Genomic DNA, 23,807 nt, shown 5'->3' on the forward strand with positions numbered 1-23,807 from the left:
GGCCTCAGCGCGACAAGGGCACGGCCGCACGGCGCCAGGCAAAGACGAACTGCTTCGTGCCGTTGCTGACCACCAGCGACGGCTCGGCCGGCACCCCCTCCGAGCGTGCCACCGCCAAGGTCAGGCTGACCCGGTGCACGGCTGCCTGAGACAGCGACACCAGCTTCAGCCCGCTGGTGGCGGCCGGCCCGACCGTCCAACCGTCGCCGGCCTCGCCGGGCAGGTCCAGCACCAGTTCGTCGTAGTCGGTCAGCGACAGTGCCTCGTGCTGTTCCGCGTCGCTGCGCTTGACCACGCGGCCGTACTTGAACTCCGGCGCCGCGCCGATGTCGAAGCGATACCACTTCACCTCACCCGCCTGGCTGATCTGCAGGTGCACGATGCCGGCCTTGGCGGCGCCCAAGCGCTTCCAGGAGTGTCCACGCACGGGCGGCAACCCCGGCTCGGGGACACGCCCGCCGCCTTGCGCCGACAGTTCACGGTAGCGCGCTTCATCCAGCGCCACGAGGGTGGCTGACGGCTCGCCCTTCTCGACGAACTTGAGCGTGGCCTTGTCGGAAACAAAGATCGAGATGAGGTCGCCAGCCCGCAGCGAGCGCTCTTCGGGCGGCGCGGCCACCGCCAGCCTGGGCGCTTGCAGCAAGGGCAGCAGCACGATCTGCGCGCGCTCGTGGTCGATGAGCGCGGCCCAGGCCGGGCAGAAGAGGCCCAGGCCAAGAGCCAGCGTCAGGGCGGCGCCGAGGTGTCGGCAAATCGTCAGCAGGGTCATGGGCCAGCACTGTGCCCCGCAGCTCAAGCCAGGCGCAGACGGAATGCGCAGCCAGCGTGCGGAATGCTCGAAGCCCAAGGTCGCACCGCAGGGATGCCCGGCCCTCTCAGGCCCGCGCCTGCAGGTCCATCCCCTTGGGCATCAGCGGGTTGTTGCCCCAGCACTGCTCGTACTTCCAGCCGGTCAGCTCCTCGGCCACAGCGCGGGCCTCCGCCGGGGCGTCGGCGATCAGGCCACCGGCCTTGATGCGGGCGATTTCTTCCAGCAGGACGGCGTGGTTCTTGCGGTCAAGCTTCATCTGGGTCGTGTAGTAAACACCGCCTGCGCCCAGGCCGATCACGCCCAGCGTGAAGATGCCGATGATGGCGTTGATCGCAGTGTCCGGCTGCGTGGCCTGGCCGGAGAGGAAGCCGAACTGGCCCAGGATCCAACCCATGGCGAAGACGATGGCCGAGCGGGTGATCTTGCCGGCAAAGGTCATGGCGCCGGCATAAATGCCTTCACGCCGCCGGCCGGTCAGCACTTCGTCGACGTCGGCCAGGAAGGTGTAGACCGTCCAGGGGATGTAATAGACGCCGCCGGTGCCCAGGCCGAACACCGCCGTGATGGCGAAAAGCGCGATGGCGGTGGTCTGCTTGGACCAGCCCAGGTAGAACAGCGCGGCATAGGCCAGCACGCTGCCGCAAACGACGAACAGGGCAATACGGTAGGGCCGGGCAAAACCGAATTTGATGCACAGGCCGATGAACAGCATGGTCGATATCAGCTGCATGACCGAGCTGAAACTATTCAGATAACCGACAACGGATTTGTCCTGCCCCATGCAGAAGACAATGAAGTAGGTAAATATCGAAGCAAACAGCCATTCCGCGCCAAACCCCAGCAGATACATGCCCAGGTGTTTGCGGAAGATCTTGAGATGAAAGGTGGACAGCATGTCCCGGCCGAGTTTCTGGAGGGCCTGGCCCAGGCTGCCGGCGCGCTCCTGCACCACTTCGTGCACGGGCCGCTCCCAGGAGGAGAGGTACAGGGCCGTCATGGCCGCGCACATGATGAGGGCGTAGATGATGCCGGTGAGCAGGAAGGGCGTGGCCGACTCCTTGCTGTAGACCAGGAACAACTGAGCCGGGATAAAGGCGGCCAGGAAGTTGGCCGCCTTGCCGAACATGGCCTTGGAGCCCGTCAGTTTGGAACGCACGGAGAAATCGTCGGTCATCTCCGTCGCCAGGGTTTCATAGGGCACCATGACCATGGTGTAGACCAGCTCGAAGAGGGCGTACATGCTCAGGTAGTACCAGAACCCGAAACCCTCGATCCACATCAGCGGATACAGCAGGACTGCGGGAATGCCGAGCAAGACGAAAAACCGTCGGCGCCCGAACTTGCGCCCCAATCGCGTGTTGTAGAAGTTGTCGCTGATATACCCCATCACCGGGTTGCTGATGGCGTCCAGGATGCTGGCCACGGAGAAGATCGTGGCCGCCTCGACGACCGTCAGCCCGCAGAAGGTCGTGTAGAAATACAGCAGCCATGCCGCCGCGATGGCCAGGGCGCCGCTGCCCAGCAGGTTGGCACTGCCGTAGCTCAGCGTGTGCCTCATCGAGATCGTTTTGCTCATGACTCTTGCTGCCTCTTGATGCAAATGGAATTGCGTTCCATTTTTTGTGGCCTATTGTTCCAGCACGCAAGTATCACATTTCCGGATGCTTTGGGACCTGCCGTGAACCCTGGCCGGTCGTGATGCTGGCTGTGGGGAACGACCGGTTTCCCCGGGTAAACCGTATTTGTTCGACCGCCGAACAAAACGACGATACCGACACTCGAACAAGACCTGCTGGAGACATGAACCCCATTAAGCCCCTGCTGGGCGCCCTGCTGTTGGCCGTCACATCAACCCAGGCCGAGCCGCCCAAGGATGCGCACTACCGCTGGCGCGAGGTTGCCATCGTCGGCGGCGGTTTTGTCGACGGCTTTGCCTTCCAGCCTGCCGTGCCCGGCCTGATGTACGCCCGCACCGACATGGGCGGCGCCTACCGCCGCGACACCGCCACCGGCGCCTGGCAGCCGCTGCTGGACTGGCTGCCCCTGGCCGACGTGAACCTGATGGGCGTGGAGAGCCTGGCCGTCGACCCGAACAACGCTGACGCGCTTTATCTGGCCTGCGGCACCTACACCAACCCCGCCGTGCCCAACGGCGCCGTGCTGCGCTCAAAGGACCGCGGCCGCACGTTCCAGCGCACCGACCTTCCCTTTAAGCTCGGCGGCAACGAGGGCGGGCGCGGCAACGGCGAACGCCTGGCCGTGGACCCCAACGACGGCCGCGTGATCTACCTGGCCAGCCGCCTCGCCGGCCTGTGGCGCAGCGGCGATGCAGCGGCCAGCTTCCAGCGTGTCGACGCCTTCCCCGACGCCGCCTGGCGTCGCAACGAGACCGACGGCCCACTGCCCAGCTGGGGCGGCAGCGACGGCAAGGCGACCATCAACTTCGTTCTGTTCGACCCCACGAGTGGCACGCGCGGCCAGCCCAGCCGCACCATCTACGCGGGCGTCTCGGTCGTCGGCCGGCCCAGCCTGTGGATCAGCCGCGATGCCGGCGCGACCTGGGGTCCGTTGCCCGGCGCGCCCACCCAACACCGCCCCATGCGCGCCGCATTGGCCGGCGACGGGCGCCTGTACGTCGCCTACGCCAGCGAGCCCGGCCCGCACCGCATGACGGACGGCTCGGTCTGGCGTCTGGACACCCACAGCGGCGCCTGGGCCGACATCACGCCCGAACGCCCCAGCGCGACGGACGCCTTCGGCTACGCCACCGTGGCCGTCGACCCCAGCCAGCCGCAGCGCCTRCTCACCAGCACCGCTGGCCGCGGCAAGGGCGACCAGTTGTTCCGCAGCACCGACGGCGGCGCGACGTGGACACCGCTCTTCCCCGCCGCCCGCTTCGACGCCGCCGCCGCGCCCTATGTCGCCGACACCCACCTGCACTGGCTCTACGACGTCAGGATCAATCCCGCCAACCCCGACCACGCCCTGTTCACCACCGGCTACGGCGGCTGGGAGACGCTGGACCTGACGCAGGCCGACAAGGGCAAGCCGACCACCTGGCGCGTCATGGCCACCGGCATCGAGGAGACCGTGGCGCTGGCGCTGCACAGCCCGACAAAGGGCGTGCCGCTGGTGACGGCCATCGGCGACTACTCCGGCTTCGTCCACACCGACCTCGACAAGCCCGCCCCCGGCAACCCCAAGCCGCCCTTCTTCGGCAACACGCACGACGTGACCGGCGCTGACGCGGCACCCGACGTCATGGTTCGCATCGGCAAGCCGCGCGATGGCGCCAAGAACCTCGGCTACTCGCTGGACGGCGGCAAGACCTGGCGCGAGCCCGCCACCGTGCCCGACCCCAAGTCCGGCGACGGCTTCATCGCCGTGTCCGCCGACGGCAAGGCCTGGGTGTGGACGCCGAAATCCAAGGACTGGGGTGTTCCCCACGTCAGCCACGACCGCGGCGACACCTGGACCGCCGTGCAAGGCCTGCCTGCGGGCACCCGCGTCATCGCTGACCGCGTGAATCCGCGCCGCTTCCACGCGATGGCGCTGTTCGACGACAAGCTCTACGCCAGCGACGACGCCGGTGCCACGTTCAGCGCCAAGCCGCTGGCCCTGTCCGACGGGCCTGTCGCCCGCACCGCCACGGGCAGCCACAACATCACCGGCCGCGGCGACAACCGTGGCGGCCAGGACCGGCTCTACGCCACGCCCGGCCGCGAGGGCGACCTGTGGGTGGCGGCCTTCCACGGCCTCTACCGCGGCGGCAGCGGCCAGGCCTTCAAGCGCCTGCCGGCCGTCTCTGAGATCCACGCCTTCGGCTTCGGCCGCGCGGCGCCGGGCGCTGCCGACCCGGCCGTCTATCTCGTCGGCACCGTGTCAGGCAAGTACGGCGTGTTCCGCTCCACCGACGGCGCGGCCAGCTGGCAGCGCATCAACGACGACGCCCACCAGTGGGGCCTGATCCTGCAGATCAGCGGCGATCCCAAGCTGTTCGGCCGCGTCTATGTCGGCACGCATGGGCGCGGCGTGCAGTACGGTGATCCGGCGCGTTAGTCTGAGACGCCGCCCATCGTCAGGTTGACCGTCGTGCCCATCAGCCCGCTGGCGCGGTCGGAGGCTGCGAACACGGCCATGTTCGCAATCTCCTGCAGCTTCATGACCCGTTTCGGATGGCTCCAGTTGGCCAGGAAGGCCTGGAACTGCTCCCACGTCATGCCGCCGCGCCCGGCCTTCAGCTCGAAGGCCTCGCGCATCACCCGCGTCTCCGGCATGCCGTGCGGGCGCAGGTTCAGCACGCGGATGCCGTGCGGCGCCAGTTCCGTCGACAGGTCCCGCGTCAACGCGTCCTTGGCCGCCTGCGCGGCGCCATAGCCGCCGTTCAGCGCCGTGCCGGTGCGCCCGGGCAGCGCGGTGACGGTCATGATGACGCCCGCCTTGTTCGGCAGCATGCGCCGCGCGGCCAGGCGCGCCGTCAGGAAGTAGGACCGCGTGTAGTCCGCGATCGACCCCGAGAACTGCGCGAGATCCAGTTCCACCAGCGGCACACCCAGCGCCTGCGCGTTCGAGAAGCCGGCCGCGTTGAACGAGATGTCCAGCCGCCCCGCCTGCTCGACGACCACCTGCAAGTGCCTGTCCACCGCCTGCTCGTCCAGCGCGTCGACCTGCGCCGCGTGGGCGCGCCCGCCGGCCGCCTCGATCTCGCCGGCGAGCGCGTCCACCGCCGCCTGCCGCCGCCCGGTCACGAAGACCCGCGCGCCGTCCTGCGCAAACGCGCGCGCCACCGCCCCGCCGATCGCGCCTGCGGCGCCGTACACCACTGCGACCTTGTCCTTCAACATCATTTCGTGCTCCTTGGCCTTGCGGGGCGACCCAGCGCCACCCCGTCCCAGCTGTAGACACCGCGACGTCGACAAAATGGGCGCTCGCCGACCGCCCAGTTCGCCCCTTGGCCGGTGTCTACACACCACCACAGCCCGCGCGCAAAGGAAGCAACGATGGAACTAATCGCCAAGGCAAGGGCCGGCGACGGCGAGGCCTTCCGCGCGGCGGTCGCACCCTACCGGCGCGAGCTGCAGCGGCACTGCTACCGCATGCTCGGCTCGCTGCAGGACGCCGAGGACGCGCTGCAGGACACCCTGCTGGCCGCCTGGCAGGGCCTGGCCGGCTTCCAGGAGCGCGCGTCGCTGCGCACCTGGCTCTACCAGATCGCCACGAACCGCTGCCTGAACCTGCGCCGCGCTGCCAGCCGCCGCCCTGCCAAACCCTGGGACGTGCCCGGCGTCGAACCGCCCGAGCCGACGCGCCTGGGCGAGGTCGCCTGGCTGGAACCCTGGCCCGACGACCTGGCCGATGACATGTTCGGCACCGCGCCAGGCCCGCAGGCGCGCGCCGAGCGGGCCGAGTCCATGTCGCTGGCCTTCATCAGCGCGCTGCAACGGCTGCCGCCGCGGCAGCTGTCCGTGCTCATCCTGTGCGAGGTGATCGGCTTCCAGGCGGACGAGGTGGCGGCCCTGCTGGGCGCGACGCCGGACTCGGTCAACAGCGCGCTGAAGCGGGCCCGCGCCGGCCTGCAGCGCGCCGTGCCGGCGGCCGAACCACCGCCCGCCAAAGGCTCGCCCGCCGAAGCCGCCATCGCCGCGAAGTTCGCCCGCGCCTACGAGGCCGCCGACCTCGACGCGCTGGTGGCGCTGCTGACCGACGACGTCTTCGTCTCCATGCCGCCGATGCCGCTGGAGTACGAGGGCCGCGACGTCGCCGCGCGCTTCTTCGCCAGCATCTTCGGCGCCGGCCGCCGCTTCCACCTCGTGCCGACGCGCGCCAACGGGCAGCCGGCCTTCGGCGCCTACATCCGCGCGGCCGACGGCGTGCGCCACGGCGCCGGCCTGTTCGTGCTGACGCTGGCCGGCGAGCGCATCTGCGCGCTCACCCGCTTCGAGAGCAGCGTGCTGCCTTGGTTCGGGCTGCCGCTGTCGCTGCCGGCCTGACGGCGTTCAGGGCCGATTCAGGGCCGGCCGCCGCAGCGACGTCTTCAGCAGCCGGTCCTCGGCGTCGAACAGGCTCACCAGCTCCAGCAGCAGCGGGCCGGCCGGCGTCTTGGCCTCATGCAGGTGGCGCTGCATCCGCCGGCCCGACTCGAAGCGCGTGTCGTCGCTGGCCGCGCCCAGGCGCTGCACCACGTCGGCCGGCGACAGGCCGGGCGCGAGTGCCAGCGCGGCCTGTGCCCAGTCGTCGGGCAGCGCCTGCAGCGCCGGGTCGGGCGGTGCGGGCGGGTCGTCCATCGCCTCGAAGACGACGCGCGTGTCGTCCGGCCAGCTCGCGTCGCCCAGCGGCACGCGGAATACGCTGTCGCGCAGCGAATAGCCCCAGTCGTAGTCCTCGGCGCCGCTGTCGCGCAGGCCGTGCAGCAGGCGCTCGCTGATCGTCATGCGCCGCTCGCCGTGCACCAGCGTCACGGCAAACAAGGGCCGGTCGGCAAAGTTGCTCGGGCTCCATTCCTTGTCCGCGCAGTCATCGACGACAAAGGACAGCAGCCAGGCAACGCCGGTCGCGCCGCGCGCCACGCCGCTGCCAAAGCCCACGCGGCACTGCAGCCGCAGGTCGCCCAGGCGCCGCTCGCCGTCCGCCACGCCGGGCGTGCGAATGTCGGGCCGCCACGTCACACGACCATCGGCCAGGCGGCTGCGCAGCTCGGTGCGCTCGGGCAACTCGCGCCAGGCCGGGGCGATGACGAAGCGGTCGTCGGCATCCAGCACCACCGGCTGCCGGCCGGCCGGCGTCATCAGGCCCAGCTCCAGGCTGGGTGCCGACTCCGCCTGCTTGCGCGGGTAGACCTTGAAGGTGAGCGCGGCGGCCGGCGCGAGTGCGTGGTACTGCGCGAACAGCGCCTCGGCCTTGAAGAGCTGGCCCAGCGTCTTCTTCTCCCGCGCTATTGCCGACTCGCCCTGCACCTCGACGCGGCCCAGCTTCGCCTCAGGCTGGGCCTGCGCGCAAGGCGCCATCAGCAGCGCCACGAGCAGGGCGATGCGTCGCTCAACCATCGCCGATCCGCTTCATGAGAGCGTCGCGCAGGCCCGCCACATCGCCCGCCTCGACAAGGTGGAGCCCAGGCTGCGGCGCCAGGCCGCAGGCCGGCGTCGCGATGACGGGCAACCCGCAGGCCAGCGCCCGCAGCAACAGGCGCGGCACATGCTCCACATGGGCCGGCAGCACGACGGCGGCCACGCCCTCCAGCGGGTCCGCCACCTCGGCGCTCTCCAACGCGATGCCCGGCCATGCGCAGGCGTCGCCCTGGCCCGTCACGCGCAAGCGGCAGTCCAGCCCCTGCAAGGCCGCCGCCAGTTCGCGCGCCCCCTTGCGCGCCAGCGTCGAGGCAGGAAACAGCAGCAGCGGCGCCAATGCCGGATCGGCCGGCGAGATAGTCTTTGCAGGCGGCATCGCCCAAGCCAGACGCAGCACATTGCGGCTGGCCAGCGCGGCGGCCACGTCAGCATGCGGCGTGACGAGCGCATGCGCACGTGCCAGCGCACGCGCTTCGGCCGCCACCATCCCGGGCGGCGCGCGGTAGTCGCGCAGGCTGTCGTCCAGTGGCCATTGCTGCGCGGCACGATCCAGCCGGGCGTGGATCTCGCCCAGCGGCAGCGAGTGCGCCAGCACCTCGACCTCCCGGCCTGCCAACGCGCCACATTGCTCCAGATGGGGCAGCAGCGCCTGATCGACGATGAGGCGGGTGTGCAGCGGCGTCAACGCGGCGGCATGGGCCTGCGCCAGCCAGCGCTGCGCGTCCAGCATGGCCGCCTGGCGACGGCCACCGCTGTGGCGCGCCCAAAGCCGACGCCACAGCGCGCCGCGCAGGCTGGCCCAGCGCGCCCGCCAGGCGGTGTCGACCCAAGCGCGCGCAGTCGGCCGCCAGAACGCCAGACGCAGTGGCAAGGGCGCAAAGCGGTCGGCCAGCCGCTCGGCGAGGTGGTCGGCGAACTCGGGGCTCCAGGCGTCCAGCAGCGCAGCCGTGCGGCCTTGCTGGCCTCGCAATCCCTGATGCCGGGCATGCCGGAAGCACTCGCGTTGGTCGCAGCTCAGGCAGCCACGGGCCGGTGCGCGTGAAGCCTGCGGCGGCAACATGGCAACGCCGCGCGGCGCCATTGGCAGGTGGGCACGCAGCGAGACGACGAATTCGTTCGCGTCCATCGCGACATCGAGCCGCCAGGCGTGGCCGGCGCGCAACCTCAGGTCGATATGGCGCCAGAACACGGTCGCATCAGCCGCCGTCGGCGGCCCGGCCTGCACTCGGGCGCTGTGGGTGTGACGTTCGACAAACGCGAGGCCGGCCTGCGCGGCCACGGCGGCCAGCGCGTTGGACAACTGGCAGATGCCGCCCGCGACCGTGGGCACGACACAGCCCTCGCGAATTTCGCGCCCGACGACAAAGCCGCGTCGCGCACTCGGCCGCCCCAGCTGAGCCCAGAAGCTCAGCACGCCGTCCGCGGGCACCTCCACGGCCCGAAAGGCCGCAATGGCCACACGCAGGTTCTCGACCTTGCCCGCCACCAGGGCGAACTCGGCGTCATCACCGTCAGACCACAGCGGGCTGCGATGCTCGGCGACGACGGGTGCGTCGGCCAGCGACGAGGCCGCAGGCCAACGGGCGACGGGCCGCAGCCACTCTGCCAGCAGCCAGGCCCGCAGGCTGAGCAAGCGAGTCCGCAGCCAATAGCTCAACGCATCCCGGCGCTGAGGCACGCGCCAGGATTCAGTCGTCATGGGGGGGTCGCGAACGCGTCCCGCGTCAGGTTCTCCGGCGCCTCGCCGCCCGAGCGGCAGGCCACGTCATCCTCGATGCGGATGCCGCCGTAGCGCGACAGCCGCTCGACGACGGCCCAGTCCACCTGTCCCGCATTCTTGGAGGCTCGCAGCTCGCGCAGCAGCATGGGAATGAAGTACAGGCCCGGCTCGATGGTGACCACCATGCCGGCCTGCAGCGGCCGCGTCAGGCGCAGGTAGCGGTGACCCTCGGGCTTGTCCGCCACGCCGCCGGTCTCGCCGGCCATGAAGCCGCCCACGTCGTGCACCTGCAGGCCCAGCAGATGGCCGATGCCATGCGGGAAGAAGGGCTTGGTGACGCCCTCGACCACCATGGCCTCTTCGCTCATGCTGACGATGCCCGCGCCGCGCAGCACGCGCGCCGTGCGGCGGTGGGCGCTGAGGTGGATGTCGCGGTAGTCCACGCCCTCGCGCACCTCGTCGACGAGGCCCAACTGTTCGACCTCCATCGCCGCGATCAGCGCCGCAAATTCGTCATGGCCGGGTGCGGCCCAGGTGCGGGTGATGTCGCTGGCATATCCGTTCACCTGAGCGCCAGCGTCGATGAGGAAGCTGCGCGACTGGGCCGGCGGGCTCTCGTCCTGGTACTGGTAGTGCAGCACGGCCGCGTGTTCGTTGAGGCCGACGATGTTGCCGTAGGGCAGGTCGCGGTCGGTGTGGCCGCTGGCGACGAGGTAGGCGCGGTGGATCTCGGCCTCGCTGGCGCCGGCCAGAAAGGCGGCGCGCGCGGCCCGGTGCGCCGGCACCGCGCGGCGCTGGGCGGCGCGCATCTGCTCCAGCTCATACGGCGTCTTTACGCCACGCGCCCAGTGCAGCAGGTTCAGCAGGGGTTCGGGGTTGTTCGGGGTCAGGCCCGGCAGCGCCGCATCGGCCTCGCCAACGATGGCCGTGCGCGGCGTGACCACGTCGGCCAGCGCCCTGCCTGCTTCCTCGGGCTCGCGAATGACGACCAGCTCGACCGCGTCCACCCACTCGCCGCTCGGCGCGCTGGGCGGCACATGCCAGTAGTCGTCGGGCTGGAAGTAGACGACGCGCGGCTTCCTGCCCGGCCGCACGGCCAGCCACGAGTGCGGATGGTTCGTCAGCGGCAGCCAGTGCTTGAAATGCGGGTTGGCCTGGAAGAGATAGGGCCGGTCGTCGAGGAAGGCGTATTTCTCGATGCCGGAGGCGATCAGCAGCGTGTCGAAGCCGGTGCGTTCGAGTGTGCTTTCCGCTTGGCGCTGCAGTGTGGCGAGATGGTCGAGATAGAGGCTCATGGCCGTCACCTCACTTGCGCACGTAGGTCAGCTTCTTCGTGCCGCCGTCGCAACTGCCGACGACCTTGGCGTCGCCGACCTTGTCGTTCTCGACGGCGGTGAGCTCGTAGCCCTTGACGCCTTTTTCATCGAGCTTGGTCGCGATCTCGGCCTTGAGTTCGTCGCAGGGCCTGGGGGCGGCGTGGGCGGCTTGGGTCAGCAGCAGGGCGGCGGTGGACAGGATCAGCAGGGTCGGCTTGGTCATGGCGGTTTGCTTGTGGCAATCGAAGATTTGGATTGTGTGACAGGTGATCTCATCCGTTTTGCTTCTGCGAAGAGCCTTTCGACCCGATGCAGTGCCGCGGGAATCCGCCCCGCGAGGGCGGGTAACTTTCTTCTGACTGCGCCAGAAGAAAGTCACCAAAGAAGAGCGCTCAATGCAATCCGCACTCGAGTGAGATGAAACGCTCGCGTTGCTCGGACCGGGCCGCACCCCGAAGCGAACCGCTGCGCTCTCGCTGCCGTCCCTGTGAAGAGCGCCATCCATCGCCTCTTCACGCCGGTTAACGCCGGCTGCACGCCGGGCTCAACAGGGGATACCGCGTCGCTAGGGCGACGCCACAGGGGTTGGGCGCGCGCATCGCGTCGCCCGAGCGACGCTGTATTCGGGGCTGCTCGTGAGCACGGCGTGCAGCCGCGCGTTAGGCGGCCCGACGCGGCGATGAATGGTGCTGGTGACAAGGACAGCAGCGAGAGCGAAGCGGATCGCGTCGTCCCGCTCACCGAGAGGCTGTTGCATGGCGCAACTCGTGCATGTGGCGCTGGTGTGCGGTTCAGCGCCTCTTCTTTGGTGACTTGCTTCTGGCGCCGCAGAAGAAAAGTTACCCCGCCGCCGGACGGGACTCCCGGCAATGCACCGAGCACGCACACGCTCCGCAAAAACACCCCACCAAACTCACCCCTCCCGATCCCAAACCACGCCCTCCTCCGTCAACATCGCATCCAACGCCACATCCAGCTGACTCGGCTTCAGCAACGGCAAAAAGCCATGCGCATACCCAATGCCGACCGACGCCGGCCGCGGGTCCATCTCGGTCAAAGTCTTGTCCATGAAGCCGCCGCCATAGCCCAGACGCAAACCGGCGGGCCCGAAGCCCAGGCAGGGCACCAGCATCAATTGCGGCTTGAACTCCTCGGTGCCCTTGGGCTTGGGGATGTGGAAGGCGTCTTCCTCCATCGGGCAGCCTGGGTACCAGACGTGAAAGCGCAGCGTGCCGTGCACCTTGTCCACCACCGGCAGGCCGATGCGGCGGTGGGGATGGGTCTCGCCCCAGCGGTAGAGCGCGGGCAGCGGGTCGAACTCACCCTTGATGGGCCAGTAGGCGCCGATGGTGGTCTCGCGGCGGCGCAGCAGCCAGACGCTCAGCACCTCCTGCAACTCGGCGGCCAGGTCCAGCCGGTTGGGCAGGGCCAGGCGTTGTTCGATGAGCTTGTGCCGGATGGCGGCGCGGTCATTGGCGTCCAAGGGCGGGCTTCCTTCCTGGCCTGGGGAATCGTGGCATTGTGGGCCATGCCCTCGCCTCGTAGAGTCGCGCCTCGCAACAGCAAACCCAGGGAGAACAAGGCATGCTGAACCGCATCAATCAGCTCAGTGAATCGAGCGGCGCACTCCAGCCGGGCAAGGGCCTGATCAGCGGCGTCATCGCGCTGACGCTGGCCATCCTGTGCTTCCTGGGCGTGCTGGCCTTTCACTTCCCCGAATACCTGACGACACCACAGCTGCGCCAGTCCTACGACGTCGACGTGGTGCGCCGGCTGCTGTACTGGGCGCTGGTGCTGTCGGGCGGGCTGGCGCTGTTCAACATCGTCTTCAGCCGCTCGCGCTGGCTGGCGCTGTGGACCTTCGTGCTGCTGGGCCTGGCGCTGGCCCTGGGCGGGCACAAGGTGGAGGTGGACCCGAACTTCCCCGACAACACGCCCTACATCGGCCTGGACTGGTTCATCCTGGACCTGCTGGGTTCGACGCTGATCTTCGTCTTCATCGAGAAGCTGTTCGCGCTGCGCCGCGACCAGCCGGTGTTCCGCCCCGAATGGCAGACCGACTTCCATCACTTCATCGTCAACCACCTGGCCGTGGGTTTCGTGATGCTGGCGACCAATCTGCTGGTGCACCGCCTGTTCGGCTGGGCAGCCAAGGACGGCATCCGCGCCTGGGTGCAGGACCTGCCCTTCCCCATCGCCCTCTTCCTCATCATCCTGGTGGCCGACCTGGTGCAGTACTGGACGCACCGCGCTTATCACGAGGTGCCGACGCTGTGGCGGCTGCACGCGGTGCATCACAGCGTGAAAAGCATGGACTGGCTGGCCGGCTCGCGCCAGCACATCCTGGAGCTGGTCATCACGCGCACGCTGGTGCTGGCGCCCATCTTCGTGCTGGGCTTCAGCAAGGAGGTCATTGACGCCTACATCGTGGTCGTCGGATTCCAGGCCGTGTTTAACCACGCCAACGTTAGCGTCCGCCTGGGGCCGCTGCGCTACGTGATCGTGACGCCCAACTTCCACCACTGGCACCACTCGCAGGACCAGGAGGCGCTGGACAAGAACTACGCCGCCCACTTCGCCTTCCTGGACCACCTGTTCGGCACCGCTGTGCAGTCGGAGCGCAAGTGGCCGGAGCATTACGGCGTGCTGGGTGACTACGTGCCGGACGGCTTCCTGCGCCAGCTGCACTTTCCGTTCACCTGGAAAGGTTGAAGGCTGACATGGACGCCTTCATCGAACTCTGCGTGGAGATGCTGTCGCCACTCGGGCCGGTGCGCGTGCGCCGCATGTTCGGGGGTCACGGCATCTATGTGGACGGGTTGTTCATGGCCCTGGTCATCCAGAACCAGCTCTACTTGAAGACCGATGACGTGTCGCGCGAGCGTTTCGTCGCGGCCGGCTGCCAGCCCTTCAGCTACACGACCAAGAACGGCGAGCGCCAGGTGATCAGCTATTACCAGCCGCCGGAAGAAACGCTGGAGTCGCCGCCGCTGATGCTGCCGTGGGCGCGCCTGGCGCTGGAGGCCGCGCTGCGCGCGGCGAATGCCAAGGCGGCACCGAAACCAAAGAAATCAGCGGCCGCCGCCCTCGCGAAGCGGGCGGCCATATCAGCGGCCAAGAAGTCCGCCGCCAAAAAGCCGGCTGCCAAAAAGACCGCGGCTCGCTGAGGCTGAGCAGGGCGGCACCAGCAGTTCGAAGTCCGCCGCCGGCCAGCCTTCCAGCACGGCCGTCTGGCCAGGCGCGAGCGCGACGGCCTCGCCGGCTTGCAGCCACTTGTCCTCGGCCGGCTGCTCGACGGTGCCCGACAAGGTCAGCCAGACGCGGCCACGGGCCACCGCCAGGCGGCGCGCCTCGGCGCCACCGGCCAGGGTCATGGCCCGGCCGCCGTCCAAATGCCATACAGATTGCGCGTCGCTCATGATGAGACTCCTGGATTGATGTCAGGGATTCTGCTTAGATCACCCAAGGCGGTCCAATGACTCCGACGCGCCGATTGATACCATCCGCGCATGAATCAGCCGCTACGCCAGCGCCCCTTGTCCATCGGCCCGCTTCGCGCCTTCGAGGCCGTCGCCCGGCTGCTGTCCTTCCGCGCCGCAGCGGAGGAGCTGAGCCTGACGCAGTCGGCCATCAGCCGGCAGATCCAGTCGCTGGAGGAGGAGATCGGCTGCACCCTGTTCCTGCGCGGCACACGCAAGGTCGAGCTGTCCGGCGAAGGCGCCGTGTTGCTGCCGACCGCCGTGGCCGTGCTCTCCAAGCTCGACCAGACCGTGCGCCAGATCCGCCGCACGCGCGGCCGGCGCATCGTCAACGTCAGCACCTTCGCGTCCTTCGCCTCGCTGTGGTTGATCCCGCGCATGGAGGCATTCCAGCGTGCGCACGAGGACATCGACATCCGCGTGTCCGCCTATGACCGCAAGGTCGACCTGGAGGACGGCGAGAGCGACCTGGCCTTGCGCTACGACGACCGCTCCTCCGTGCCGGCAGATGCTGAACAGCTCTTCGAGGAGACGCTGTCGCCCACCGTCAGCCCCTGGTATCTGCAGAAGCCGCCCGCACCGCTGCGGCGCGCCGCCGATCTGGCCGGCCATGCCCTCGCCGAAGAGGATGACGCCCGCCCGAGCGCCGAGTTCCTGGGCTGGCGGCGCTGGCTGACCGAGCACGGCGAGCCGGACCTGCAACCGCGCCGCTGGCTCTACCTGAACTTCACCTACCAGCAGATCCAGGCCGCGTTGACCGGCCAGGGCGTGGCCCTGGCCCGCCTGCCGCTCGTGCACGAGCACCTGGAGCGTGGTGAACTCGTCGAGCCGTTCGGCAAGGCTGGCCGGCTGGGCAGCCCCTTTAGCTACTGGCTGATCACCGGCCCGAACGCGGCACGCCGGCCCGAGGTGCAGCAGTTTGCGGACTGGGTTCGCGAGCAGGCGGCGATCACGCGGGATCAGCTGGCGGGGGTCTGACCTCGTTGCGCTGACCGCTTCGGCGGGCCGAAGATCGCGCATCCGATGCCAAGGACTCGCCATGGACCTGCTGCCCGCCGGCACCGCCCTCTACGCCTTCCTGATAGCCACCCTGGTGCTGGCGGTGACGCCCGGGCCTGGCGTTGTTTTCATCGTCACGCGCACCTTGGCCCAGGGTCGCACGGCGGGGCTGGCCTCGGTGGCCGGCGTCGCGCTGGGCAACCTGGCCAATGCGGTGGGCGCGTCCATCGGTCTGGCGGCCCTGTTCGCCGCCTCTTCGCTGGCCTTCACCGTGGTGCGCTGGGCCGGCGCGGCCTATCTCATCTATCTGGGCATCCAGGCCTTGCGCCAGCCCGCCGCAGCGGCTGATGGCATACCGCCTGCGCCGGACGCGCCACGCCAGCTGTTCCGGGACGGCTTCTTCGTCGCGCTGCTGAATCCCAAAACGACGTTGTTCTTCGCCGCCTTCATCCCGCAATTCCTGCACCCCGAGGGCTCACAGGCCGCACAAGCGCTGACGCTGAGCATCCTGTTCGTCGCGGTGGCCGCCGTGACGGACAGCCTCTATGCGCTGATGGCCGGCGGCATCTCGCCGCTGCTGCGTGGCGCGGCGGGCAACGGGCGCCATGTCTCGGCGCTGGTCTATTTCGCGCTGGGCCTGTACGCCGCCTTCGGCAGCAAGCCGAAAGCCTAGGGCCTGCTAACACGACGGCAGCAGGCCCTAAGCCGCCACCACCCGCGCCAGCGCCTCCGCCAGCGCCTGCTGCGCACGCAGCACATGGGTGATGCCGGCGTCGCGCAGCCACTGCTCTTCCTCATCCGTGTGCGCCAGCACGGCGCAGCGCAGCTGGGGGTTGAGCTGGCGTGCCAGTGACAGCACGGCCGGCACGCCGCGCACGTCGGTCACGGCGATGACCAGCCAGGCGGCCTGGGCGATGTGGGCCTGCACCAGCGTCGCGGCCTCGGCGGCGTCGCCCAGCACGGCGGCCTGGCCGGCGGCGCGCAGCTTCTCGACGATGTCGCGGTCACGGTCGATGACGACCAGCGGCTGGCTGCCCAGCAGCTCATGCAAGGCCGTGCCCACGCTGCCATGGCCGACGAGCACGATCTGCCCCGCCAACGCGCTCTGCGGCGTGTCGGCCGGCAGCTCGGCCAGCGGGTCGTCGCGCGCCTCGAGCTTGCGCGCCCAGGCCGAGCGCGCCAGCACCCAGCGCCGCAGCGGCTCGACGCCCGCGAACAGCACCGGATTCAGCGCGATGGAGACGATGGCGCCGGCGACGACCAGGCTGGTCGCCTCGGGCGGCACGAGCTTGAGACTCTGCCCCAGGCCGAGCAGGATGAAGCTGAACTCGCCGATCTGCGCCAGGCTCACCGCCACCGTCAGCGCCGTGCTCAGCGGGTAGCGCAGCAGCAGCACCAGCACGCCGGCCGCGACCGTCTTGCCGATGAGGATGACCGCCACCGTGGCCAGCACGGCCAGCGGCTGGTCGACGAGGATGCGCGGGTCGAACAGCATGCCGACGGCGACAAAGAACAGCACCGCGAAGGCGTCGCGCAGCGGCAGGCTCTCGTGGGCCGCGCGCTCGCTGAACGCGGACTCGCGCAGCACCAGGCCGGCAAAGAAGGCGCCCAGCGCCACGCTGACGCCGAACAGCGCCGCCGCGCCCACCGCCAGGCCCACGGCCGCGGCCACGGTGGCCAGCGTGAACAGCTCGCGCGAGCCGGTGCGGTTGACCTGCCAGAGCATCCACGGCAGCAGGCGCCGGCCGGCGATCAGCATCACCGCGACGAAGGCGGCGACGGCCAGCAGCGTCGTGATGATGGTGACGGCGAGGTTGCCTTGCGAGCCACCTTCGCCCTTGGCGCCGAGCACCGGGATCAGCACCAGCGCCAGCACCATGGCCAGGTCTTCGACGATGAGCCAGCCCACGGCGATGCGGCCGTTGCCGGTGTGCAGCAGCTCGCGCGACTCCAGCGCTCGCAGCAGCACCACCGTGCTGGCGACCGACAGCGCCAGGCCAAAGATCAGCGAGGCGGCCAGATCCCAACCCAAGAACCAATGCGCCAGGCCCGCGCCCATCGCCGTGGCCGCGGCCATCTGCACCAGCGCGCCGGGCAGCGCGATGCCCTTGACCGACATCAGGTCGCCCACCGAAAAATGCAGTCCCACGCCGAACATCAGCAGCATGACGCCGACCTCCGACAGCTGCTGGGCCAGGTGCACGTCACCCACGAAGCCGGGGGTGTGCGGCCCGATCAGCACACCGGCCAGCAGATAGCCCACGAGGGCGGGCAAACGTGCCCACTGCGCCAACAGGCCCAGCACCAAGGCAAGGCCGAACGCGGCGGCCAGCGTGGAGATCAGGGTCATGTTGTCGTGCATCGTGCGGGGGCCTTTCAGTCGGGGGTGATGAGCTCGCCCTCGGTGAGGATGAGAGTCAGAGCGCGGTCATGCGCCTCGACGGGGAAATGGGTTTCGGCGGCCGACCATGCCAGGCCGATGGTCGTCACGCCGGGGTGCTCGGCCAGCCAGCGGTCGAAATAGCCGCCACCATAGCCAAGCCGAAAGCCCTCGCGCGTGAAGCCCACGCAAGGCACCAGCACGACGTCGGGCACGGCGACGGCGCCGGTGCTGGTGGCGATGCCGCATTCGTCCTGGGCAGTGGGTGCGGCGCCGTCCCAGCGGCGGAACACCATCTCGGCCGGGTCACGACGGGCGAATGGCAGCGCGCGTGGGAAGGGCCAGGCGCCGGCGTCGAACTCGCCGCCCAGCGGCCAGTAGACGCCCAGCAGCTCGGGCTCCAGCTGTTCCAGCAAGGCCGTCAGCGACTGGCGCACGGCATGCTCGGCCGCCTGGAAGGCCGGCGTCGCGGCAAAGGCGCGGCGCTCGGCCAGCAGGCCGCGGCGCAGCTCGGCGCGGTCGTGAGGAATGGCAGCGGTCATGGGCGCGCGTCAGTCGAGTTGGCGCATTGGAACCCATGAAGGACAACGCCCCCGGATGGCCGGGCATCCGGGGGCGCGATCAGGCGGGCGGTGTCAGCGGCGGCGGCGCAGCGCGGCGATGCCGGCAACGCCACCCAGCAGCAAGGCCCAGCTGGCGGGCTCGGGCACCGGCGTGGCCGTCACCAGCGTGACGACGATGCCGTGGTCGGCGTAGTTGAAGTCGCCGCCGCCGTTGAGGTCCTCGAAGGCGATGTGCAGGCCGGCCGGCACCAAGGTGTCGCCCGCATAGGCCGTCGCCCAGGCGTGGTTCTTGCCGTCGCCGTTGCGTGCCTTGTCGCTGTAGAAGCGCAAGGCCGGGTTGGTGCCGTCGGTCGTGTCGATGAAGAAAACCAGGCTGTCGCCCGCCGTCACCTGGCCCAGCACGAAGGTCTCGCCGTAGGCGCTGCTTTTGTCGCTGAGGCCGGTCGGTCCATCGACGCCGTTGATGCTGACGCCGACGAAGTTCAGGTTGCCGCCGGCCAGGCCGGTGTAGTGGGCCACCAGCGCACCACTGGAGGCGGCGACGAAGCTGTTCGACGGCGCCTCCTGGCCGACGTTGGAGTAGGGATCGGGGGCGGCATGGGCCGCAGCGCTCAACAGCAGGGATGCGCCCATCAAGGCCAGGCGATGCGTGAGGGTCGTCATTGGGCGGTCTCCGTGTCGTGTGGCTGCGCAGGGTAGTGATTGGATAGCGCTACCACCAGCCCCTAGGACGTGGCAAACGGCTCCATGCGTGGGAAGCTCCAGGCCCTGGGGTTAAATCGCCCCCGAGAGGCAGCGCGGTAGTCATGAAGCAATTGGGTGGGCAAGTTCTGAAAGCCCTGGGCCGCACGGCCTGGGCACTGCTGGCGGCGGTGGCGTTGAGTGCGCCTGCGGCACCGGCGCCTTCTGACAACGACCTCGCCGTCCAGGCCCGTGAGGCCTGGGTCAAGCGTGACCGCAAGCGCCTCTCGGCCCTCGTCGACGAGGCCCGCGCGCAAAACCATCCGCTGGCCGGCTGGGTCGAGTATTTCGAGCTGAACGTGCGCCTGGCCGAAGTGCGCCAGCCGGAGATGGACGCCTTCTACGCGCGCTTCCCCGGCAGCTATGTGGAAGACAGGCTGCGCAACGACTGGCTGCTGGAGCTGGGCCGCCGACGCGACTGGGCCGGCTTCCGCCGCGACCACGCGAGTTATCAGATGCGCGACGACCGCGAGGTCGCCTGCTATGCGCTGCTGGCCGACCATCTTTCTGGCAGCAAAGTCAGTGTCGACACGGCGCGCGCCGCGTGGATGGCGCAGAAGGACGGTGACGACGGCTGCAACTGGCTGGCCACCACCTTCGTCGAGGCCGGCCTGTTCAAGCCCGACATGCTGTGGGCCAAGGCGCGCCAAGCCATCGAGCAGGGCCGCCCGCGCGCCGCGAAGCAGGCTGTGGCGCTGCTTGCAGCCAAACCGCTGGACCAGAAGCTCGCCGAACTGCAGGACAACGCCGGCCGCTACCTGACGCGCAAGGCCCGCACTTCGCCGCGTGCCGAGGCCGAGCTGACGACGCTCGCCCTGGCCCGCGTGGCCGCCGCTGACCCCGACCAGGCCGGCGACGTGCTGACCGAGAAGTGGCGCCAGCTGCCCAAGGACTTGCAGGCCTGGCTGTGGGCGCAAATCGGCCGCCAGTCGGCGCTGCGCCTGCGTGACGACGCGCTGCCCGCCTTCGAGCGCGCCCACAAGCTCGTGCCCGACCTGGAGTTGAGCGACGACACCCTCGCCTGGGCCGCCCGCGCCGCGCTGCGCGCCAAGGCGCCGGCCGTGGCCCTGCGCGCCATCGAGCAGATGAGCACGACCGAGCAACGCGACCCGGCCTGGGTCTACTGGCGAGCCCGCGCCACGCGCATGCAGGGTGACGCAGCTGCCGCACGCGCCCAGCTGGCGGCGCTGGCCACCACGCCGCTGAACTACTTCGGCCGCCTGGCCGCCGAGGACCTGGCCCTGCCCACGCCGCTGCCGCCCGTGCCCGCGCCGCTGACGGCCGAAGAACGCCGCGCCGCGCGCAGCCACGCCGGCCTCACGCGGGGGCTGCTGGCCATCAATCTCGGCCTGCGCAGCGAAGGCGTGCGCGAGTGGAACTTCTCGCTGCGTGGCATGGGCGACCGCGCCCTGCTCGCCGCCGCGCAGGAGGCCTGCGACCGCGAGGTCTGGGACCGCTGCATCAACACCAGCGAGCGCACCAAGGCCGAGATCGACATCGCCCAGCGCTACCCCCTGCCCCACCGCGCCGAGCTGGTGCGCGAGGCGCAAGCGGCCGGGCTGGACGCGGCCTATGTCTACGGCCTGATCCGCCAGGAATCGCGCTTCGTGCTGGACGCCCGCTCCCACGTCGGCGCGGCCGGGCTGATGCAGGTCATGCCGGCCACGGCCAAGTGGACCGCCAAGAAGGCCGGGCTGGCCTACAGCCCCGACCTGATGCACGACCGCGACTTCAACCTGCGCATCGGCACCCACTACCTGAAGCTGGTGCTGGAGCGTTTTGACGGCGCCCAGGCCCTGGCCGCTGCGGCCTACAACGCCGGCCCCGGGCGGCCCGCGCGCTGGCGTGACGGCCCGGTCATCGACGCCGCCATCTGGGCCGAGAACATCCCCTTCAACGAGACGCGCGACTACGTTCGCAAGGTGTTGCTGGGCGGCGCCGTCTACGCGCAGGTGCTGGGCCTGCCGGCCACGCGGCTGCGTGAGCGCCTGGGCGCCAGCGTCGGCCCGGCCGGTGCCAGCGCGGCCGACGTCAGCGACGTGCCGCCGGCTGCGATCGGAGGGTCCTGACCATGAGCTTGTCCGTCCTCCTCCTCGGCGGCAGCGGCTTTGTCGGCCGCGCCCTGTGCGAGCAGCTGACGCGCCGCCTGGGTGCCGGCGTGAGCATCACCGTGCCGACGCGGCGCCTGCCGCATGCGCAGGCCGTGCAGAGCCTGCCGGGCGTCACCGTGCTGCAGGCCGATGTCTTCCGCGACCTGCCCGCGCTGGTCCAAGGCCATGACGCCGTCGTCAACCTCGTCGCCATCCTGCAGGGCAACGCGGCGGCCTTCGAGCATGCGCATGTGGAGCTGCCGCGGCGCATCGCGGCGTCGGGTGCGCGCCGCGTCGTGCATGTCAGCGCGCTGGGCGTGGCAGAGCACGCGCCGTCGCGCTATCTGCGCAGCAAGGCGGCGGGCGAGGCGGTCTTGCAGGTGGCCACGCAGACCGGCGCGCTGGACCTGACCCTCATGCGGCCGTCGCTGGTGTTTGGCGAGGGTGACAAGAGCGTCAACCTCTTTGCGCGCCTGCAGCGGCTGTTCCCGCTGATGCCGCTGGGCGGCGCCGCTGCGCGCTTGCAGCCGGTGTGGGTGCAAGACCTGGCACAGGCGCTGGTGGAGGTGCTGCTGCGCCGCGAGGCCATTGGCCAGACCTACGAGATCGCCGGCCCGCGCGAACTGACGCTTGGCCAGTTGGTGCGGCTGGCCGGTCGCGTCTCGGGCCATGCGCGCCCCGTGCTGGCGCTGCCCGGCCCGCTGGCCACGCTGCAGGCCCTGGCCATGGAGTGCCTGCCGGGCGAGCCGCTGCTGTCTCGCGACAACCTGGCCTCGCTGAGCGTGCCCAATGTGCCGAGCGGCAGCCTGCCCGGCCTGGCCGAGCTGGGCATCACGCCGGCGTCGCTGGAGGCGGTACTGCCAGGCTATCTGTCGCCCGGCCACGGCATCGCGCGGCTGGACGCCTGGCGCGCCCGGCATTAATCCATTGCGGATTGCTCATCCCTCGAACGGCGGCGCTCTCATAAGCTCGACGCCTTCGACATGAAAGGCCCCATGAAGCTCTACATCGGCAACAAGAACTACTCGTCCTGGTCCATGCGCAGCGGCGTGCTGCTGGCGGCCTTCGGCATTCCTTTCGAGGAGGTCAAGCTGCGCTTCGACTTCAGCGCGGGCTCGGAATGGAGCCGCGTCATTGCCGGCATCACGCCGACGAAGCGCGTGCCGGTGATCGTCGAGGCCGACGGCTTCGCCGTGTGGGACACGCTGGCCATCACTGAGTACGTGGCCGACCGTCACCCCGAACTGGCCATCTGGCCGCGCGACACCAAGGCCCGCGCCCGCGCGCGCAGCTTGTGCGCCGAGATGCACGCCGGCTTCGGGCGGCTGCGCAATGCCTGCCCGATGAACATCGAGGTCTTCTTCCCCGACATCGGCGCGAAGCTGTGGGCCGAGGACGAGGCCTTGCGYGCCGACGTGGCGCGGCTGGAGGCGGCTTGGGGCGAGGCGCTTGAAGCCAGCGGCGGGCCTTTCCTGTTCGGCGAGTTCAGCGCGGCCGACGCCTACTTCGCGCCGGTGGCCGTGCGACTGAGCCGCTTCGGCCTGCCGGTGTCGGACAGTGCCGCCACGTATCGCGACGCACTGCTGGCGCACCCGTCGGTGGAGGACTGGGTTGCGGAGGCGCTGCGGGAGCAGGACTTCGTGCCCGAGGACGAGCCGTACCGGACAGCGCGCTGATGCTGGAACTCCGCCCCTGCTGCGAGCACTGCGCGGTGGCGTTGCCGCCGGAGTCGGTGGAGGCGCGCATCTGCAGTTTTGAGTGCACCTTCTGCGCGGCCTGCGCCGAGGGGCTGCTGGGCAACGTCTGCCCCAACTGCGGCGGCGGCTTCGTGCCGCGGCCGGTGCGCCCCAGCCGCGACTGGAAGGGCGGCAACTCGCTCGCCCACTACCCCGCACGCACCGAACCCAAGCTCAGGCCCGTGGACCTGGACGCCCACGCCCGCCTTGTCCAGGCCCTGCAAGGCCTGCCACCCGAACAACGCTGATCCGCATGACCACCCTCCACGGTTTCTCCCAATCCGGCAACACCTACAAGGTCGCGCTGCTGCTGCAGGCCTTGCAAGTGCCGTGGACGGCGCGGCATGTGCCGCTGGCCGACTTCGCCGCCGGCCTGACGCGCTCCGAGCCCTGGCGCCAATCCGAGAACGAGATGGGCGAGGTGCCCATCCTTGAAGTGGATGGCAAGCGCCTCACGCAGTCGGCCGCCATCCTGCTCTACCTGGCCCAGCGCCACGGCCAGTACGGTGGCGCCAACGACGACGAGCGCCAGGACGTGCTGCGCTGGCTGTTCTTCGACAACCACAAGTTCACGAGCTACTTCGCGACCTACCGGTTCATGAAGTCGTTCGCGCCCGTGGCGCCCGACCCGACGCTGATGACATGGTTCAAGGGTCGCGTGGACAACGCTTTCGGTATCGTCGAAAAGCAGCTGGCCGGCCGGCAGTTCATCGTTGGCGGCACGCCCACCATCGCCGACATCTCGCTGGCGGGCTACCAGTTCTTCCCGGTCGAGGAGAGCGGCATCGACGTCGCCGCGCAGTACCCGGCCATCGCCGCTTGGCGCGACCGGCTGAAGGCTGCGCTGCCCGGCTGGAAGCCGCCCTATGAACTGCTGCCCGGGGAGCAGGTCGCGCCGCGCTGGTGAC

The 23,807-nt window shown here is 69.7% G+C and carries 23 protein-coding genes; 11 read left to right on the forward strand and 12 right to left on the reverse strand.

Annotation, left to right across the window (positions count from 1 at the left end; genetic code table 11):
* Positions 1–4 precede the first annotated feature (4 nt).
* Both ACXRVZ_RS02255 and ACXRVZ_RS02260 read right to left on the reverse strand, forming a co-directional pair.
* Positions 5–769, reverse strand: a complete 765-nt coding sequence (locus ACXRVZ_RS02255) for a hypothetical protein (RefSeq protein ID WP_457419146.1) — start codon at positions 767–769, stop codon at positions 5–7.
* 106 nt (positions 770–875) lie between these two features.
* Positions 876–2,387: an MFS transporter gene (locus ACXRVZ_RS02260; RefSeq protein ID WP_457419149.1), complete on the reverse strand. Its 1,512-nt coding sequence runs from the start codon at positions 2,385–2,387 to the stop codon at positions 876–878.
* A gap of 224 nt (positions 2,388–2,611) precedes the next feature.
* Between ACXRVZ_RS02260 and ACXRVZ_RS02265 the strand changes: the two genes are divergently transcribed.
* Positions 2,612–4,870, forward strand: a complete 2,259-nt coding sequence (locus ACXRVZ_RS02265) for a WD40/YVTN/BNR-like repeat-containing protein (RefSeq protein WP_457419151.1) — start codon at positions 2,612–2,614, stop codon at positions 4,868–4,870.
* Here ACXRVZ_RS02265 and ACXRVZ_RS02270 read toward each other — a convergent pair.
* Positions 4,867–5,658 (reverse strand): SDR family NAD(P)-dependent oxidoreductase, encoded by a 792-nt coding sequence (locus tag ACXRVZ_RS02270; RefSeq protein WP_457419153.1) that lies wholly within the window; start codon positions 5,656–5,658, stop codon positions 4,867–4,869. The two genes, ACXRVZ_RS02265 and ACXRVZ_RS02270, sit on opposite strands and share 4 nt — an antisense overlap.
* 111 nt (positions 5,659–5,769) lie before the next feature.
* Here ACXRVZ_RS02270 and ACXRVZ_RS02275 point away from each other — a divergent pair, with 111 nt between their 5' ends.
* Positions 5,770–6,801: an RNA polymerase subunit sigma-70 gene (locus tag ACXRVZ_RS02275; protein WP_457419155.1), complete on the forward strand. Its 1,032-nt coding sequence runs from the start codon at positions 5,770–5,772 to the stop codon at positions 6,799–6,801.
* Between the two features lie 6 nt (positions 6,802–6,807).
* Here ACXRVZ_RS02275 and ACXRVZ_RS02280 read toward each other — a convergent pair whose 3' ends face one another.
* The 5 genes from ACXRVZ_RS02280 to ACXRVZ_RS02300 all read right to left on the reverse strand — a co-directional run bounded on the left by ACXRVZ_RS02280 (position 6,808) and on the right by ACXRVZ_RS02300 (position 12,394).
* On the reverse strand, positions 6,808–7,854 hold the full coding sequence (locus ACXRVZ_RS02280; RefSeq protein WP_457419157.1) for a hypothetical protein: 1,047 nt from the start codon (positions 7,852–7,854) through the stop codon (positions 6,808–6,810).
* Positions 7,847–9,574 carry a VanW family protein gene (locus ACXRVZ_RS02285; RefSeq protein ID WP_457419159.1) on the reverse strand — a complete coding sequence of 576 codons (1,728 nt, stop codon included), beginning with the start codon at positions 9,572–9,574 and terminating at the stop codon, positions 7,847–7,849. The genes ACXRVZ_RS02280 and ACXRVZ_RS02285 overlap by 8 nt, the downstream gene beginning before the upstream one ends.
* Positions 9,571–10,890 carry a Xaa-Pro dipeptidase gene (gene pepQ, locus ACXRVZ_RS02290; protein ID WP_457419161.1) on the reverse strand — a complete coding sequence of 440 codons (1,320 nt, stop codon included), beginning with the start codon at positions 10,888–10,890 and terminating at the stop codon, positions 9,571–9,573. The genes ACXRVZ_RS02285 and pepQ overlap by 4 nt, the downstream gene beginning before the upstream one ends.
* A 10-nt stretch (positions 10,891–10,900) precedes the next feature.
* Complete coding sequence (locus ACXRVZ_RS02295; protein WP_457419163.1) at positions 10,901–11,134, reverse strand: DUF1161 domain-containing protein; 234 nt, start codon at positions 11,132–11,134, stop codon at positions 10,901–10,903.
* Positions 11,135–11,824: 690 nt separating this feature from the next.
* Positions 11,825–12,394 carry a 5-formyltetrahydrofolate cyclo-ligase gene (locus ACXRVZ_RS02300; protein WP_457419164.1) on the reverse strand — a complete coding sequence of 190 codons (570 nt, stop codon included), beginning with the start codon at positions 12,392–12,394 and terminating at the stop codon, positions 11,825–11,827.
* 101 nt (positions 12,395–12,495) lie between these two features.
* Between ACXRVZ_RS02300 and ACXRVZ_RS02305 the strand changes: the two genes are divergently transcribed.
* Both ACXRVZ_RS02305 and ACXRVZ_RS02310 read left to right on the forward strand, forming a co-directional pair.
* A complete protein-coding gene (locus tag ACXRVZ_RS02305; protein WP_457419166.1) occupies positions 12,496–13,623 on the forward strand; it encodes a sterol desaturase family protein in 1,128 nt (375 codons plus the stop codon).
* An 8-nt stretch (positions 13,624–13,631) separates the two neighbouring features.
* Positions 13,632–14,078 (forward strand): TfoX/Sxy family protein, encoded by a 447-nt coding sequence (locus tag ACXRVZ_RS02310; protein ID WP_457419168.1) that lies wholly within the window; start codon positions 13,632–13,634, stop codon positions 14,076–14,078.
* Here ACXRVZ_RS02310 and ACXRVZ_RS02315 read toward each other — a convergent pair.
* Complete coding sequence (locus tag ACXRVZ_RS02315; protein ID WP_457419170.1) at positions 14,019–14,330, reverse strand: DUF2917 domain-containing protein; 312 nt, start codon at positions 14,328–14,330, stop codon at positions 14,019–14,021. The two genes, ACXRVZ_RS02310 and ACXRVZ_RS02315, sit on opposite strands and share 60 nt — an antisense overlap.
* A 90-nt stretch (positions 14,331–14,420) precedes the next feature.
* Here ACXRVZ_RS02315 and ACXRVZ_RS02320 point away from each other — a divergent pair, with 90 nt between their 5' ends.
* Both ACXRVZ_RS02320 and ACXRVZ_RS02325 read left to right on the forward strand, forming a co-directional pair.
* Positions 14,421–15,368, forward strand: coding sequence for a LysR substrate-binding domain-containing protein (locus ACXRVZ_RS02320; protein ID WP_457419172.1), 948 nt, complete (start codon positions 14,421–14,423; stop codon positions 15,366–15,368).
* 61 nt (positions 15,369–15,429) lie between these two features.
* Positions 15,430–16,062 carry a LysE family translocator gene (locus tag ACXRVZ_RS02325; RefSeq protein ID WP_457419174.1) on the forward strand — a complete coding sequence of 211 codons (633 nt, stop codon included), beginning with the start codon at positions 15,430–15,432 and terminating at the stop codon, positions 16,060–16,062.
* Between the two features lie 27 nt (positions 16,063–16,089).
* Here ACXRVZ_RS02325 and ACXRVZ_RS02330 read toward each other — a convergent pair whose 3' ends face one another.
* From ACXRVZ_RS02330 to ACXRVZ_RS02340, 3 genes are all read right to left on the reverse strand, one after another.
* A complete protein-coding gene (locus ACXRVZ_RS02330) occupies positions 16,090–17,751 on the reverse strand; it encodes a cation:proton antiporter domain-containing protein (protein WP_457419176.1) in 1,662 nt (553 codons plus the stop codon).
* 14 nt (positions 17,752–17,765) lie between these two features.
* A complete protein-coding gene (locus tag ACXRVZ_RS02335; RefSeq protein ID WP_457419178.1) occupies positions 17,766–18,311 on the reverse strand; it encodes a 5-formyltetrahydrofolate cyclo-ligase in 546 nt (181 codons plus the stop codon).
* A 93-nt stretch (positions 18,312–18,404) separates the two neighbouring features.
* Complete coding sequence (locus tag ACXRVZ_RS02340; RefSeq protein WP_457419180.1) at positions 18,405–18,995, reverse strand: PEP-CTERM sorting domain-containing protein; 591 nt, start codon at positions 18,993–18,995, stop codon at positions 18,405–18,407.
* 143 nt (positions 18,996–19,138) lie between these two features.
* On the opposite strand from ACXRVZ_RS02340, the gene ACXRVZ_RS02345 reads away from it, so the two are divergent.
* The 5 genes from ACXRVZ_RS02345 to ACXRVZ_RS02365 all read left to right on the forward strand — a co-directional run bounded on the left by ACXRVZ_RS02345 (position 19,139) and on the right by ACXRVZ_RS02365 (position 23,806).
* Positions 19,139–21,142, forward strand: a complete 2,004-nt coding sequence (locus ACXRVZ_RS02345; protein WP_458232164.1) for a transglycosylase SLT domain-containing protein — start codon at positions 19,139–19,141, stop codon at positions 21,140–21,142.
* 2 nt (positions 21,143–21,144) lie between these two features.
* Entirely contained in the window at positions 21,145–22,086 is a 942-nt protein-coding gene (locus ACXRVZ_RS02350) for a complex I NDUFA9 subunit family protein (RefSeq protein ID WP_457419184.1), read from the forward strand.
* 72 nt (positions 22,087–22,158) lie between these two features.
* Positions 22,159–22,839 (forward strand): glutathione S-transferase, encoded by a 681-nt coding sequence (locus ACXRVZ_RS02355; protein WP_457419186.1) that lies wholly within the window; start codon positions 22,159–22,161, stop codon positions 22,837–22,839.
* Positions 22,839–23,147, forward strand: a complete 309-nt coding sequence (locus ACXRVZ_RS02360) for a DUF1272 domain-containing protein (protein WP_457419188.1) — start codon at positions 22,839–22,841, stop codon at positions 23,145–23,147. The genes ACXRVZ_RS02355 and ACXRVZ_RS02360 overlap by 1 nt, the downstream gene beginning before the upstream one ends.
* A gap of 5 nt (positions 23,148–23,152) precedes the next feature.
* A complete protein-coding gene (locus ACXRVZ_RS02365) occupies positions 23,153–23,806 on the forward strand; it encodes a glutathione S-transferase family protein (RefSeq protein WP_457419190.1) in 654 nt (217 codons plus the stop codon).
* The last annotated feature ends 1 nt before the right edge of the window (position 23,807 follow it).

This window comes from Roseateles sp. P5_E8 (genome assembly GCF_054177665.1).

Coding starts and splice junctions, on each gene's coding strand:
- ACXRVZ_RS02255 (WP_457419146.1), bottom strand. CDS start 769: ATGACCCTGCTGACGATTTGCCGACACCTCGGCGCCGCCCTGACGCTG.
- ACXRVZ_RS02260 (WP_457419149.1), bottom strand. CDS start 2,387: ATGAGCAAAACGATCTCGATGAGGCACACGCTGAGCTACGGCAGTGCC.
- ACXRVZ_RS02270 (WP_457419153.1), bottom strand. CDS start 5,658: ATGATGTTGAAGGACAAGGTCGCAGTGGTGTACGGCGCCGCAGGCGCG.
- ACXRVZ_RS02280 (WP_457419157.1), bottom strand. CDS start 7,854: ATGGTTGAGCGACGCATCGCCCTGCTCGTGGCGCTGCTGATGGCGCCT.
- ACXRVZ_RS02285 (WP_457419159.1), bottom strand. CDS start 9,574: ATGACGACTGAATCCTGGCGCGTGCCTCAGCGCCGGGATGCGTTGAGC.
- pepQ (WP_457419161.1), bottom strand. CDS start 10,890: ATGAGCCTCTATCTCGACCATCTCGCCACACTGCAGCGCCAAGCGGAA.
- ACXRVZ_RS02295 (WP_457419163.1), bottom strand. CDS start 11,134: ATGACCAAGCCGACCCTGCTGATCCTGTCCACCGCCGCCCTGCTGCTG.
- ACXRVZ_RS02305 (WP_457419166.1), top strand. CDS start 12,496: ATGCTGAACCGCATCAATCAGCTCAGTGAATCGAGCGGCGCACTCCAG.
- ACXRVZ_RS02310 (WP_457419168.1), top strand. CDS start 13,632: ATGGACGCCTTCATCGAACTCTGCGTGGAGATGCTGTCGCCACTCGGG.
- ACXRVZ_RS02315 (WP_457419170.1), bottom strand. CDS start 14,330: ATGAGCGACGCGCAATCTGTATGGCATTTGGACGGCGGCCGGGCCATG.
- ACXRVZ_RS02320 (WP_457419172.1), top strand. CDS start 14,421: ATGAATCAGCCGCTACGCCAGCGCCCCTTGTCCATCGGCCCGCTTCGC.
- ACXRVZ_RS02325 (WP_457419174.1), top strand. CDS start 15,430: ATGGACCTGCTGCCCGCCGGCACCGCCCTCTACGCCTTCCTGATAGCC.
- ACXRVZ_RS02330 (WP_457419176.1), bottom strand. CDS start 17,751: ATGCACGACAACATGACCCTGATCTCCACGCTGGCCGCCGCGTTCGGC.
- ACXRVZ_RS02335 (WP_457419178.1), bottom strand. CDS start 18,311: ATGACCGCTGCCATTCCTCACGACCGCGCCGAGCTGCGCCGCGGCCTG.
- ACXRVZ_RS02340 (WP_457419180.1), bottom strand. CDS start 18,995: ATGACGACCCTCACGCATCGCCTGGCCTTGATGGGCGCATCCCTGCTG.
- ACXRVZ_RS02345 (WP_458232164.1), top strand. CDS start 19,139: ATGAAGCAATTGGGTGGGCAAGTTCTGAAAGCCCTGGGCCGCACGGCC.
- ACXRVZ_RS02350 (WP_457419184.1), top strand. CDS start 21,145: ATGAGCTTGTCCGTCCTCCTCCTCGGCGGCAGCGGCTTTGTCGGCCGC.
- ACXRVZ_RS02360 (WP_457419188.1), top strand. CDS start 22,839: ATGCTGGAACTCCGCCCCTGCTGCGAGCACTGCGCGGTGGCGTTGCCG.
- ACXRVZ_RS02365 (WP_457419190.1), top strand. CDS start 23,153: ATGACCACCCTCCACGGTTTCTCCCAATCCGGCAACACCTACAAGGTC.